Genomic DNA, 13,615 nt, shown 5'->3' with positions numbered 1-13,615 from the left:
GGGTACCGGTCTGACGGATGTGAGGTCCGACGTTCGCGTACGCGCCGGGTGCCGTTACCGTGCCGGTCCGCCGGTCACGGCAGGACCACGGCCCCGCGGATCTCCGCCGTCAGCTCCGCGGCCGAGGCGACCGCCTCGGGGCCGAGGCCGCGCAGCGCCGTACCGACCCGGCGGACGAGGTCCCGTGGGGCTCCGGGCAGGCCGGCAGCCGTGGCCAGCGCCCCCTTCTCGTTGATGCACCAGACGCGGTGGTACGCATGGAGGGACTGAACGAGCACGCCGAAGGCCCTCGACAGGCACAGCCCGACGTGCAGGACGTCCCCGCCCGGCGCGGACTTCGCCGCCGCGGCCACCGAGAAGTCGGCCTCCCACGCCGCCCCGACCAGAGCCTCGCGCAGTGGTTCCGGGTACGCCGCGGTCTCCGCCCGAAGCGCCGTCACCTCACCCGCGGGGTCGGCGAGGACCCGGCACAGGGCTATCTCGCCGGCGTACGCGGGCGACCAGAACCCCAACGGGTGCCCGGCCTGCACACCGACCTCGTAGCGCCCCGCCCGGCAGTCCGCCCAGACCCGCGCCACCCGGTCCAGATCGCGCAGGACCCAGTCGACGCCGCCCCCGTCCACGGTCAGCCAGGCGCCGCCGTCCACCCACGGCCCCCAGCAGCCGGGCCCTGCGACCTCCACGGGCCCGCCGGTCAGCTCCCGGGCGAGCCGGGTCAGGCCCGGCACGTCGACACCGCCGCGGTAGTAGATGCCCAGGTCCCAGTCGGAGTCGGGCCGGTGCGCCCCTCGGGCCCGGCTGCCGCCGAGGACGACGGCTCTCACGCCCCCCACGCCCACGAGCCGGGCGGCCATCGCCGCGATCACATCGTCCATCGCCGGGGAATGCTACCCCCGGCGGCGTTGCCGGTGCGGGCGAATATCCTGGATCCCCAGGCCACCGGCTGACGAAGGAGTCCCAAGGTGCCGTCGATGCTTGATGCCGTCGTCGTGGGGGCGGGGCCCAACGGACTGACCGCAGCCGCCGAGTTGGCGCGCCGCGGGTTCTCGGTCTCCGTGTTCGAGGCCCGGGACGCCGTCGGCGGCGGCGCCAGGACCGAGGAGCTCACCCTCCCGGGCTTCCGCCACGACCCCTGCTCGGCGGTGCATCCGCTGGGCGCGGGCTCTCCCGCGTTCGACGCCATGCCCCTCGGGCGGTACGGGCTGGAGTGGCTCCAGCCGCCACTGCCCATGGCCCACCCGTTCGACGACGGCACCGCCGCCGTCCTCTCCCGCTCCGTCTCGGAGACCGCCGCCTCGTTCGGGCCCCGTGACGCGGGGGCGTACCGCCGTCTGGTCGCTCCGTATCTCGGCAAGTGGGAGACCCTCGTCCGGGACTTCATGTCCCTGCCGCTCAGCGCCCTGCCGCGCGATCCGCTCACCCTGGCGCGCTTCGGCCTCGATGGCCTCCCTCCCTCCACATGGCTGATGCGCAGGTTCCGCGACGACCGGGCCCGTGCCCTGTTCGCCGGGCTCGTCGCCCATGTGATCGGCCCGCTGACCGGCATCGGCACGGGCGCCGTCGGCCTCGTCTTCGCGCTCGCCGCGCACGCCGTCGGCTGGCCGCTGCCGCGGGGCGGCTCGCAGTCGATCTCCGACGCCCTCGCCGCGTACGTGCGCGACTGCGGCGGCACGATCCACACCGGGACCGAGATCAAGCGCCTTGACGACCTCCCGCCCGCCCGCGCCTACGTCTTCGACACCTCGCCCACCGCGCTCGCCCGGATCGCGGGCCTGGGCCGGTTCTACGACGGCTACCGGTACGGTGCGAGCGTCTTCAAGATCGATTACGCGCTGGACGGGCCGGTCCCGTGGACCGCAGAGGCAGCGCGCCGCGCCGGCACGGTCCAGATCGGTCCCGGCAGTCGCGAGATCGACACGGCGCTCCGCCAGGCTTCCGGCGGCCGCGCCCCCGGGACACCGTTCCTGATCACCGCGCAGCCCACCCTGGTCGACCCGTCCCGGGCGCCCGAGGGCAAGCACGTCTTCTGGGCCTACGGTCACGTGCCGAACGGCTGGGAGGGCGACCTCACGGACGCGATGGAGCGCCAGATCGAGCGCTTCGCCCCGGGCTTCCGCGACCTGGTGCTCGCCCGCGCCGTCGCCGGTCCGCCGCAACTGGCCGCGCGCAACGCCAACTACGTCGGCGGCGACATCGCGTGTGGAGCGGCGAGCGGCCTCCAACTGCTGCTGCGCCCCAGGCGGACGCTGTTCCCGTACCGGACACCGCACCCCGCGGTCTTCCTGTGCTCGTCCGCGACCCCGCCCGGCCCGGGCGTGCACGGCATGTCCGGTCACAACGCCGCCAAGGCGGTGTGGCGGCATCTGCGCGGCGGCGACCGCTGAGCCGGTCCCCGCTGCCCCCGCCGCCGTCGGTCGACGGGACGCGGCGGGAAGCGGCATGATGGGGCCATGACCGGTCACCCCACGATCAGACTCGTTCGCGGTGACATCACCGAGCAGGACGTCGACGCCGTCGTCAACGCCGCGAACTCCTCCCTCCTCGGTGGCGGAGGGGTCGACGGGGCGATCCACCGGCGCGGCGGGCCGGAGATCCTGGAAGAGTGCCGAGGACTGCGGGCCTCCCACTACGGCAAGGGCCTGCCGACCGGCCAGGCGGTCGCGACCACCGCCGGGAGGCTCCCGGCCCGCTGGGTGGTCCACACCGTCGGCCCGGTCCACAGCCGCTCGGAGGACCGCTCCGGGCAGCTGGCCTCCTGCTACCGCGAATCGCTGCGCGTCGCGGACGAACTCGGTGCCCGTACGGTCGCGTTCCCCGCCATCTCCACCGGCATCTACGGCTGGCCCATGGACGACGGCGCCCGGATCGCCACCGAGACGGTCCGGAACACCACGACGACCTCGGTGGAGGAGGTCTTCTTCGTCCTGTTCGACGAACCGGCGTACGAGGCGTTCGCGGCGCACACGGGCTGACCCCGTGACGGTGCGGTACGTCCCCGGTGCCCGACGCGGCGCGCCGCGGTGTCGCGTGTCCGGCGCCGCGCCGGAGTCAGGGGCCCGGACCAGGACCCAACCCGGAATCCGTCCCGGCCGTTCCGTCCGTTGGCCAACGCGGGTGACCGCCGCCCGCCGGGACGGCGCGTCCCCGGTCGCCTGACACCGGCCGTGCCGATCGTCCGGTTAACGTCACGCGCATCGAACGACGATCCTCCCGGGGGTTTCCGATGCGCCGTCTGACCGCAGGACTCACCGTGCTGGCCGGACTCGCCTCCTGGCCCTGGCTCGGCGCACAGACCGCCCCCGCCGCGGACGGTCCCGCCGCCCGGGACTCCGGCCGTGGCACCAACATCCTGATCGTCGGCATCGACAGCCGCACCGGTCTGTCGGCCGGTGAGAAGCGACGTCTGCACGTCGGCGGCGAAGGATGCGACTGCACCGACGTGATGATGCTCGTTCACCTCTCGGAGGACCGGCGCCGGGCGAGCGTCGTCTCGATCCCCAGGGACAGCTACGTCGAGTACGCCGCTCCCGAGGGCACGACCGGGGCGGCTCCCCGAGGGAAGATCAACGGGGCCTTCAAGATCGGCCGCGGTCCGCTGGCGGTGCGCACCGTCGAGAAGGTGACCGGCCTCAGCGTCGACCACTACCTGGAGACGGGCTTCACCGGATTCGAACAGGCCGTCAACGACCTCGGCGGCGCCACCGTGTGCTCGGACAAGCCGCTCAAGGACGAGAACTCCGGCCTCGACATCACCGCGGGCACCCACCACCTCGACGGGAACAGGGCGCTCGGCTACGCCCGGGCACGGCACCTCGACCCGCCGGGGGACCTCGGCCGGGTCCGCCGCCAGCAGCGCATGCTCGCCGACCTGCTCGAGGGGCTGACCGTCCGCGGTGCGCTGGCCGACCCCGTCAAGGCGGCGGACACGGCACGCCGGCTGCTCAGGTCCGTGCGCACCGACGTCGGTACGGGCATGAACGACCTCATCGGCATCGGCTGGACGCTGGGACGGCTGCCCGCGGACCGCGTGGAGTTCGCCACCGTGCCGATCGCCCACTTCGACCACCGCGTGCCCGGCGTGGGTTCCACGCTCCTCTGGCACGAGTCGCGCTCCCGGGCGCTGTGGGAGGCCCTGCGCGCCGACCGCCCGATCACCGGTGACACCCGGATCCTGCCCGTTCCCGAGACCCGCGCCGAGACAAACCCCGCCCGGATCACGGTGCGCGTCGACGACGCGGAGGTCGCCACGGCGCTGCGGCGCAGCAGGTTCCTGGTGACGGACACCTCGGCGTCCGCCCCCGCCGAGCGGCCCGCGGGCCCGCCGTTGATCACCTTCCCGGACGGGCGCGAAGCCGACGCGAACACGCTCGCCGCCGCCCTCCCCGGGGCCCGACTGCGAGCGGCTGCCCGCGCCGACGGGATCTTCGACGTCACCGTCGGCTCCGAGCCGATCGTGGTCAAGACGGTCACCTACGACCGCAACGTGGCCGAAGGCGCGCCCGTCACCGCGGACCGCCTCCGCTGCGCCGGATCACCGCCCCCGGCATCGTAGAAGGCAGACGCACTCCCGGGGCCGCCGGACGGCCGCCCGGCGCCCGTCCGGGCATCGCGCGCCTTCCCGGCCCCTCCCCAGTGATGTCGTTTTTTCGCCAGCGTCGCCCCTCACCATGGACGATGCTGGAGCCATGCCTTCCGACGTGCACACGTCCATGCACACCGACACCGAGCGCTGCGTACGGGCCGTACGGTCCCGGGACGCGCGGTTCGACGGGTGGTTCTTCACCGCGGTGCTGACGACCCGGATCTACTGCCGGCCCAGTTGCCCAGCCGTGCCGCCCAAGGCCGAGAACATGACCTTCCACCCCAGCGCGGCCGCCTGCCAGCAGGCCGGGTTCCGGGCCTGCAAGCGGTGCCGCCCGGACACCAGTCCCGGATCGCCGGAGTGGAACGCCCGCGCCGACGCCGTCGCCCGGGCGATGCGCCTGATCCAGGACGGGGTCGTCGACCGGGAGGGCGTGACCGGCCTCGCGGCCCGGCTGGGGTACTCGACGCGGCAGGTCGAGCGGCAGCTGCTCGCCGAGGTCGGCGCGGGTCCGCTGGCGCTGGCCCGGGCCCAGCGCGCACAGACCGCGCGGCTCCTCGTGGAGACGACATCGCTGCCGATGGCCGAGGTGGCGTTCGCCGCCGGCTTCTCGTCGATCCGGACTTTCAACGACACCGTCCGCGAGGTGTTCGCACTCGCCCCCGGCGAGCTGCGGACCCGCGCCGCGACCCGGCGCGGCGGGGCGCCGCTCCCGGCCCCGCCCGGCGTGCTCACGCTCCGGCTCCCGTTCCGAGCCCCCCTCAACCCCGACAACCTCTTCGGGCATCTGGCCGCGACCGCCGTCCCCGGCGTGGAGGAGTGGCGCGACGGTGCCTACCGCCGCACGCTCACGCTCCCGAACGGTCACGGCATCGTCTCCCTGACCTCGCGCCCGGACCATATCGCGTGCCGGCTGTCCCTCACCGACCACCGCGACCTGACCTTCGCCATCAGCGTCTGCCGCCGGCTGCTCGACCTCGACGCCGACCCCGTCGCCGTGGACGACCAGCTCCGCACCGACCCGCTGCTCGCGCCGCTCGTGGACAAGGCGCCGGGGCGGCGCGTGCCGCGCACCGTCGACGCCGCCGAATTCGCGGTGCGGGCCGTCCTCGGCCAGCAGGTCTCCACCGCGGCCGCCCGCACCCACGCCGCCCGGCTGGTCACGGCCCACGGCGTCCCCGTACAGGACTCCGAGGGCGGCCTCACCCACCTCTTCCCCGCTCCCGAGGCCCTGGCCGACGTCGCCCCGGAGACACTCGCGTTCCCGCGCAGCCGGCGCACCACCCTCACCACGCTGTTCGGCGCCCTCGCCGACGGCACGCTCCGCCTCGGCCCCGACAGCGACTGGGACGAGGCCCGGGCGCGGCTCTCCGCGTTGCCCGGTTTCGGCCCCTGGACCGTGGAGGCCATCGCGATGCGGGCGCTCGGCGACCCGGACGCGTTCCCGGCCACCGACCTCGGCATCCGCCACGCCGCAGCCGCGCTCGGGCTGCCCCCGACGCCCGCCGCACTCACCCGCCGCGCCGCCGCCTGGCGGCCCTGGCGCGCCTACGCAGTCCAGTACCTCTGGGCCACCGGCGACCACCCGATCAACCGTCTCCCCACCTGAGGAAGCAGAGAACGCGCCATGAGCCGCACCCACACCGTCACCGACAGCCCGTACGGCCCGCTCACCCTCGTCGCCACCGACTCCGTCCTCAGCGGTCTGTACATGACCCAGCAGCGTCACCGCCCCGGCGAGGAGGCCTTCGGCGAGCCCGATCCCCGGCCCTTCCGCGAGGTGGTCCGCCAGCTCGACGCGTACTTCGCCGGTGAGCTGAAGGACTTCGACCTGCCGCTGCACCTCGCGGGCACGCCCTTCCAGCGCACCGTCTGGGAACAGCTGCTGCTGATCCCGTACGGCGAGACCCGGACCTACGGCGAGCTCGCCGGGGCACTCGGCAACCCCGGTGCCTCCCGCGCCGTCGGCCTCGCCAACGGGAAGAACCCGATCGGGATCATCGTCCCCTGTCACCGGGTGATCGGCGCCTCCGGCAGCCTCACGGGGTACGGCGGTGGGCTGGACCGCAAGCAGCGGCTGCTGGCCTTCGAGCGGGGCGTGCCCGGCGACGGGCTGTTCTGACGCCGGCCCCGGCGATCGTGCTGCCGGTGCTGAGGGCCTCCGCCGCCGCACCCCGGCGCGGCGGGGGCGCGGCGGCGGTTCGGCCGGTCCGCACCACACCCTCGCGATCGGGCCGCCCCATCCTCGCGATCGTGATGCCCCACCCCGACGACCACCCCGGCCCGTGGCCCCGCCGGCAGTACCCGGCAGCGGCCCCGGCCCCGGGCGTGCCGTCAGCCCCGGCCGGGAGGTCGTTCACCGGGGGCCGCCCCTCTGCGCAGGCGCCGCAGCAGCTCCGGCAGTGCCGAGCCGATCGGCTCGCGCACGACCTCGTCGGCGCGGTCGTCGTAGGGCGTCGGTTCGGCGTTTACGATGATGAGGCGGGCACCGTGGTCGGCGGCCACGCCCGCGAGGCCGGCCGCGGGCTGGACCTGCAGGCTGGTGCCGACGGCGATGAAGATCTGGCTGGCCTTGCTGATGGCGAGTGCCTCGCCGAGGACAACGGGGTCGAGCCGTTCGCCGAACATCACGGTGGCCGACTTGAGGATCCCGCCGCATTCTTGGCAGGGAGGGTCCTCCTCGCCGGCCTCCACGCGGGCGAGGGCGTCTTCCATCGGCCCGCGGGCATGGCACTTCGTGCACACGACGCTGCGAGCGGTGCCGTGCAACTCCAGTACCTTGCGGCTGGGCACGCCGGCGAGTTGATGGAGCCCGTCCACGTTCTGCGTGATCACCCGTACGGGGATCCCGGACTTCTCCAGCTCGGCGACGGCCAGGTGCGCGGCGTTCGGCTCGGCCTTCAGCGTCCGGTTCTTGCGCCGCATCTGCCATGAGCGCCGCCGGATCTCCGGGTCGCCCATGTAGTACTCGTAGGTGACGAGCTTCTCGGCCTCCGGATCGCGCCGCCACAGCCCGTTCGGACCACGATAGTCAGGGATCCCGGAATCGGTAGAGATGCCTGCGCCGCTGAGGATGGCGAGGAGTGGCCTGTTCATGCAGGTGAGAGTAGGACGCCTGCCTGCTCGGGGCGAACCGATATCCGGCGCCTGAGGTCGTGGAGAAGTAGCCAGCCGTGTCTGAACCTCGTCCAACTGGCCGCCACCTTGTCGTCATGCGAGGCGCCACGGCCAAGTGATCTCGCTGTGACCGCGATCGCGGCCTGTCAGCCGATGCCACCCGAGGTCGGCACACGAGCAGTACGCGGGGCGCCCCTTCCGGCGCCGCGACGGGGCGAACGTTGCCTGATGCGGCACTAGGTACTCTGCTTCTTCACGTAGACCACGACCGTCATGCAGAGCCCAAAGACCCCGGCGAAGACCGCAGCCCCAGTTCCGACCACGGACGCCAGCGACATGCCGAGCGCGGCCCAGAGGAGGCCGGCCCCCAGGCCTGCGACCAAGGAAACAAGAAAGACGATCACGACTTCGTAGACCCGGTGGTCACACACCGGCACCTGACTGGACAACGACGATCCTTCCGAGTTCTGTCAGAACATCGGCGTCCGGATCTTGCAGGGTTGGATACACACGCTGGCCGGACGACCAATGCCTACGCACTGAGGTCGTAGCCAAAGCGCATCGCCTGTGGGGCACGCGCCTGGCAACCACGGGGTGGAACCCACGTGGCCTAAGCACTGCATGTGCATCCCCCTGCACTCGTCCCTACCCGTCGGCAGTCACCGAACGGTCAGAGCACTTTATCGCCCCGCTTCGCACAACGACCGGCGTACGCAAGTGAGTTGATGTCCAGATTGCGACCACTGAGACAGGCAGTCCGATCAACCCGCTCACCCCCTGGAACCGGGAAACCGCGCGTCTCGGCTTATCATCCGCTCCATGGCCGCTCCGAGGGGTTGTCCGAGCACCGCACAAGGCCGCGATGTCGACCGCTGGAAATGGCCGAAACTGCCCACATGCCTGCCACAGAACCTCGCTGGCGGGTGTGCCCCGCCGGTCCTGCGAGACACCACAGGTGATCCAGCGGTCAACGCTGGTCACCGGCTACCACCCAGGCGGGGCCTTCGGCAGACTGATGAGCGCATCGATCCCCAAGTGCTCCAGCAAGAGAGCTTTGAGCCCCCGGCCGTCGATGAGATCCATGCGGCCGGTGAGGTAGGCGAAATCCTTGCTGACCTTATCAAGCCATGCCGTTGTGATGATGATGCCCTTCGCTGCGGCTTTGTCATGCATGACGCCAGCGAGAGCGCGCACGGTGTCGGCAGGCACGGCATTGCGGGTGCGCTTCGCCTGGATGATGCACAGTCCACCAACGATGCGGTCCTCGTTCGTGGCGACGGCGTCGATACCGTCGTCGCGGGATGCCTGGGTCACCCAGGTTTGAGGCCGACGGCCTCGAACAGGCGCCGAACGAGGTGCTCGAACTCGATCGGGTCGAGTTCCATGTGATCGTGAACCTGCGTGACCCGGCTGGGGGACACCCGCGGCGGGCGGCGGACGAGAGCGGTGGACGAGGGGCGGGCGGCCGCGGGCGAACGGCGGGTACCGGCGCACCAGAAGGCGGGTGCGGGGCCTCGGGTACGGACGGCCGCCGGCCGACGTGCCCGGGAGGAGCCGGAATCCACGCGGGGGACCGCTCCCGGTGACCCGTCCCGGGCAGCCCCCACGGGCTGTCCCGCAGTCCCCGGCGGGCGCGCGACGACAGCTGCGGCGCCTCGCTGCGTTGGCGGATCATCCGAATACACCCGTATGAGGACGACTCTCCGCCTTGCGATGCACCGCATCCGACACCGCGCGCCGGTCCCCCGGGGATTGCGGGACGGCCCGTTACGAACGGCTCCCCGGCGGCTCGGGCGGGATCCTCCCAGCACGCGCCCGCTGCCGCGCCGACGCGCCGGCGCGTACGGCCGCCACGGTGTCGGCGTGGCCGGCGCCCAGAGTGCGGGTCCACCCCGCCGCCAGCGTCCCGTACAGCTCGGCGGCTTCGCCCCAGCGCTCCATCCGGGCGGCCGTGTGCGCCAGTTCGCGGAGGGTGACGAGGGTGTCGGCGTGCAGTTCGCCCAGTTCTCCGGTGCGGGCGCGGTAGGTCTCGCGCGCCACCTTGTACGCCTCGGTGAGCCGGCCCAGCGACCGCAGTGTGGCGGCGACGCCGTGCCGGCACCGCATGGTGTCCTCGTGTGTCGGGCCCTGCACCCGCTCGCGCTTGGAGAGCACTTCGAGGTACAGCGTCAGTGCCTCGCTGTGCCGGCCCAGCAACCCGAGCGCGCCGGCCGCCTGCTGACGGGCGTCCAGCGTGCCCCTGTGGTCGCTGCCGAGCACCCGCGCCCGGACGCGGGCGACGTGCCGGTACTCGTCGAGGGCCTCCGCGTTCCTGCCGAGTGCCAGCAGGGCGGAGGCGTGCTCGTGACGGGAGTCCAGGGCGGCCTCGTGCTCGGCGCCCAGGGCCTCCTCCCGTGCGGTGAGGGCGTCACCGAGCATCCGCAGGGCGAGTTCGGCGCGCCCCTCGCGCAGCAGCGTGACCCCGTGGGCGTGCCGCTCGCCGTGGTCCCACTCACGGGCGGGCCCGCCGTCCGCGCGCACCGGGCTGAAGGACACGGGTAGGCCTCCGCCGTGGTGGAGCCGGGCACCTGGCGCGGTGAGCTCGACCGTGTACGAGGGGGCGAGCAGGTCCACGAGCGGACTCCGACCGGTGTGCTGTGCCACGAGGACGTGGACACCCGGGCAGTCGCTGAGGGCTCTGATCTCGTCGGCCAGGGCGAAGAACGACTCCTCGGCGTCGGCGATCCGGTCGAAGTCGTCGAGGACGACGAGGAGCCGGGGCAGGCCCGCAGACCTGGACGCCGTCCCGCGTCGCCGACGCTCCTCGAGTAGCAGCCCGGTCAGCTCGCGCAGCCGCTCGGGGCGGCCGCCGACGCTGTCGCACCACACCACGTGCGGCAGCGCGGCGAGTCGGGAGCCGGGCAGCGCGCCGTCGCGACCCGCGCAGACGACCGTGAGGGTGTCGGGCGCGCAGGACTCGGTGAGCCCCTGCACGATGCCGGAGAGCAGGGCCCGGCGCTCGGAGTCCGCCCCGCCCCGTACGAGACCGTGCGGTCCGGCGCCGCCGTGCTCCGGCCCGTTGACGTCGAGCGGGACCGTCCGTCCCGCGTCGTCCCGGCCGAGCGGGACGGCGGGGAGCGCGGGGAGCGCGGGGCGGCTCTCCGGGGCGAACGCCCACAGCAGCTCTTCCGCCGAGGGGCGGGCAGAAGGGTTCTGGGCGACGCAGTCGGCGAGCAGCGCGGACACCTCCGCCGGCACTCCCGGAACCGGTGGAACGGTCGTGCTGGAGAAGGACGTTCCCCACCGGCCGGTCACGGCCGCGAGGAGGAGCGACCCGACCGCGTACACGTCCGACGCCCTGGTGGGCCCTTCGGGGGAGCCGGTGAGCTCGGGCGCCTCGTACTCGACCGGCTGGACGAACATCCGCCGGTGCGGGCTGTGCGCGCCGTCCACCGACGCGGTCATCCAGCCCGTGACGCGGACGTCGTCGCCCGCGATCAGAACCGAGCCGGGCAGCAGCGTGCCGTGCACCAGGTCCTCGCTGTGGGCCTTCGCCATGGCTGCGGTGAATCGCCGTCCCACGGAGAGGAACCGCTCGGGGGAAAGGGCGCCGTCGCGGGCGCGGCGGGTGAGCAGGGTGTCGGCGGGCTCGCCGGTCACCGGGTTCGTCAGGCACTCGGTGGCCAGCCACCCCGTCCCGCTGTGGGTGCTCACGCCGAGCAGCCGCGGGGCGTGTGCGGCGCCGAGCCGGATCAGCGCCTCGGCCTCGGTGGTCAGCAGGTCCACGGCCGTGTCCCGGTCCAGGGACTCGGGGACCCGGAGCAGGACGTACGAGGCGTGGTTGCCGGCCGTGCCGAGGAAGACGCCGATCCGCGGCCAACCGCCGAGTCTGCGGGCGACGAGCCGGTACGGGCCGGCGGTACGCGGTTCCTCCGCGGGGTGCCGCGACACCCAGGCAGTACCGGGCCGGTCGACGAACGACGGCGGCACGGGGGAGGACGGCGCCTTGTCGGCACTCGGTGCTCCCGGTGCCCCTGGTGTCGCCTCCGTCCGCGCCGCGGGTCCCGGCTGCGGAGCCCGCCCCCCGTGCGCCGGTGTCGCGGCAGCCAAACCGTTCGCCTCCCGGGCGTTCGGCGGGGTCGCGGTGGGAGAGGCTGCATCCGTGCGGACCGGATCCGTGCCGGCGGGGTGCGTGCGGACCGGATTCTTGCGAACCCGTTCTGAGCCGGTCGACACCGCGTCGGCCGGCTCCGCGTCCACCGACGCCGTGCTGGACTGGGCGGGCATGCCCAACCGTCGCCGCAGTCGCGCGTCCACCCAGCCGAACGGCAGCGCGTCCCCGGCCACCGTGTCCCGGCCCGAGGGGTGCGGCAGCCACGCCGGGAATCCGGCCGTCCGGTCGACGAGCTCGTCCATGCGCAGGGTGACGGCGCGGGTGGTGCGGAGCAGGTCCGAGGGCGGGACCGTGTCCAGCAGGATGCGTCGGGCGTCCTCGGCGAAGTCGAACCCGCGGTGCTGCGGCAGCAGATCCCCCTCCGGCCCGTCCGCCCCGCGCATCAGCCCGCCGAGGAAGACCTCCGCCAGATGGCCCGTGTCGACGTCGGGCCCCAGCGCCTCCTGGACCAGCCGCATCGCGGGCACCGACACCGGCGCCACCGCCGCCAGATGCGCCGCCAGCCGGTAGGCCTGGGGGGACGACGCGTTCCGGAACCTCAGCAGACCGTCGCCGCCGCCCGTGCGGGTCGCGGCGTAGGGACGAGCCGGGGTGCTCGGTGCCAGCAGCGGAAGCACCACCGAGGTCCCGGAGGAGCCGACGAGCCGCGCCCAGGCCCCCACCGAATCGGGATCCGGAGCCAGCACCGGCACGGGAACCCCGGTGTACGGGGCGAGTTCGGGCGGCAGCACCGGGTCGGCGACCCTCCAAGTGCGGTTCGCCGCGCCGCGCCGCAGGGTGGTCACCCGCCACGGTTCGGCACGGATGCCCGAGCCGGCCCAGAGCCGATGCGGCAGGGCGTGCAGTACGGCCGTCGGGCCGAGCGCGGCGGCCCGTTCCAGCGCGCGGTGCATCCGGCCGTCCCGCCAGGCAGGCCCCACACCGTCGCTGACGACGAGCAGCAGGGTGTGCCCGCAGGGGTCCGCGACCGCGGTGAGCGGGAGCGGTGCCGGGTCCGGGGCGAAGGGACGGTGGCCCAGCGCCGGGGCGCCGGGGCTTCTGCTGTCGAGCGAGTAGACCCGGATGTCGCGGAACGCGCCGCTGCGCTCCAGCAGCCGCCGGGTCTCGGCCGCGAGCCGCTGCCACAGCAGCATCGACACCCCGTCGTCCACGACCAGGGCCAGGTCGAGCCAGCGGGTCCGGGCGGGACGCAGCACCACGTCCGGCAGCCCGGTCTCGGCCATGGCGGCCACCGTGGCCGGCTCGTCCATCTCATGGGCCCGACCGTCCGGGCGCAGCTGCTTCAGGGGCCGGAGCGCCCGGCCCAGACGCAGCTCGGCCGAGGCCAGCACCCGGGCCTCCGGGGCACGCACCGGCACGGCGGGACGCGGTGTCACCCGCGTCGACGGGTCCGAGCCGCGCGGGCGGGTGTCCCGGACGTACGGCGCCCCGTGCAGTCCGGTGCCCGGGGGCGGACCCGCCGGGCGGCCGGGACGGGGGCCACCTCCCGCGCCGGCGGAGACGGCCTGCCCGTTCCCCGGCGGTCCGGCGGGCGACATACCGCGGGAGGGCGCCGAGGGCGCCGCCTCGCCCGGCACCCCGGTCGCGCCGTCGTCGGGGGGAGCCACGGGCGGCTGTGGCGCGCCGCCGGCCGCGGCGGCGCCGAGCGCCGCCGACGCGCGGGGCGGCAGCCGCTCCGCCAGCCACACCGCGTCCAGCAACTCCTCGTGGGCCAGCTCGATCCCGCTGTCCCCGAGGACCCGCCGCAGCTCCCGCCACACCCG

The 13,615-nt window shown here is 74.0% G+C and carries 10 protein-coding genes; 5 read left to right on the top strand and 5 right to left on the bottom strand.

Going from position 1 to position 13,615, the window contains the following annotated elements:
* Positions 1-74: 74 nt before the first annotated feature.
* Complete coding sequence (locus tag FEF34_RS06340; RefSeq protein WP_138052237.1) at positions 75-875, bottom strand: nucleotidyltransferase domain-containing protein; 801 nt, start codon at positions 873-875, stop codon at positions 75-77.
* Between the two features lie 87 nt (positions 876-962).
* On the opposite strand from FEF34_RS06340, the gene FEF34_RS06335 reads away from it, so the two are divergent.
* The 5 genes from FEF34_RS06335 (at position 963) to FEF34_RS06315 (ending at position 6,704) form a co-directional block, all read left to right on the top strand.
* Positions 963-2,384, top strand: coding sequence for a phytoene desaturase family protein (locus FEF34_RS06335; RefSeq protein ID WP_138052235.1), 1,422 nt, complete (start codon positions 963-965; stop codon positions 2,382-2,384).
* A gap of 66 nt (positions 2,385-2,450) precedes the next feature.
* The gene (locus FEF34_RS06330) at positions 2,451-2,972 is read left to right on the top strand and encodes an O-acetyl-ADP-ribose deacetylase (protein ID WP_138052233.1); all 522 of its coding nucleotides are present in this window, start codon (positions 2,451-2,453) and stop codon (positions 2,970-2,972) included.
* 251 nt (positions 2,973-3,223) lie between these two features.
* Positions 3,224-4,552 carry an LCP family protein gene (locus FEF34_RS06325; RefSeq protein WP_138052231.1) on the top strand — a complete coding sequence of 443 codons (1,329 nt, stop codon included), beginning with the start codon at positions 3,224-3,226 and terminating at the stop codon, positions 4,550-4,552.
* Positions 4,553-4,709: 157 nt separating this feature from the next.
* Entirely contained in the window at positions 4,710-6,191 is a 1,482-nt protein-coding gene (locus FEF34_RS06320) for an AlkA N-terminal domain-containing protein (RefSeq protein WP_138057321.1), read from the top strand.
* A gap of 18 nt (positions 6,192-6,209) precedes the next feature.
* Positions 6,210-6,704: a methylated-DNA--[protein]-cysteine S-methyltransferase gene (locus FEF34_RS06315; protein ID WP_138052229.1), complete on the top strand. Its 495-nt coding sequence runs from the start codon at positions 6,210-6,212 to the stop codon at positions 6,702-6,704.
* 212 nt (positions 6,705-6,916) lie between these two features.
* On the opposite strand, the gene FEF34_RS06310 is transcribed toward FEF34_RS06315, so the two are convergent.
* From FEF34_RS06310 to FEF34_RS06295, 4 genes are all read right to left on the bottom strand, one after another.
* Positions 6,917-7,678 carry an SIR2 family NAD-dependent protein deacylase gene (locus tag FEF34_RS06310; protein WP_138052227.1) on the bottom strand — a complete coding sequence of 254 codons (762 nt, stop codon included), beginning with the start codon at positions 7,676-7,678 and terminating at the stop codon, positions 6,917-6,919.
* 257 nt (positions 7,679-7,935) lie between these two features.
* The gene (locus FEF34_RS06305) at positions 7,936-8,148 is read right to left on the bottom strand and encodes a hypothetical protein (RefSeq protein ID WP_138052226.1); all 213 of its coding nucleotides are present in this window, start codon (positions 8,146-8,148) and stop codon (positions 7,936-7,938) included.
* A gap of 535 nt (positions 8,149-8,683) precedes the next feature.
* Positions 8,684-9,013 (bottom strand): restriction endonuclease, encoded by a 330-nt coding sequence (locus FEF34_RS06300; RefSeq protein WP_199800646.1) that lies wholly within the window; start codon positions 9,011-9,013, stop codon positions 8,684-8,686.
* A 453-nt stretch (positions 9,014-9,466) separates the two neighbouring features.
* Positions 9,467-13,612, bottom strand: a complete 4,146-nt coding sequence (locus tag FEF34_RS06295; RefSeq protein WP_138052225.1) for a tetratricopeptide repeat-containing protein kinase family protein — start codon at positions 13,610-13,612, stop codon at positions 9,467-9,469.
* Between the last annotated feature and the right edge of the window lie 3 nt (positions 13,613-13,615).

The sequence above is a fragment of the Streptomyces marianii genome (genome assembly GCF_005795905.1).
GTDB lineage: Bacteria > Actinomycetota > Actinomycetes > Streptomycetales > Streptomycetaceae > Streptomyces > Streptomyces marianii.
Note: the sequence above shows the minus strand (reverse complement) of the source record. Positions and strands in the feature narration are given on the sequence as shown.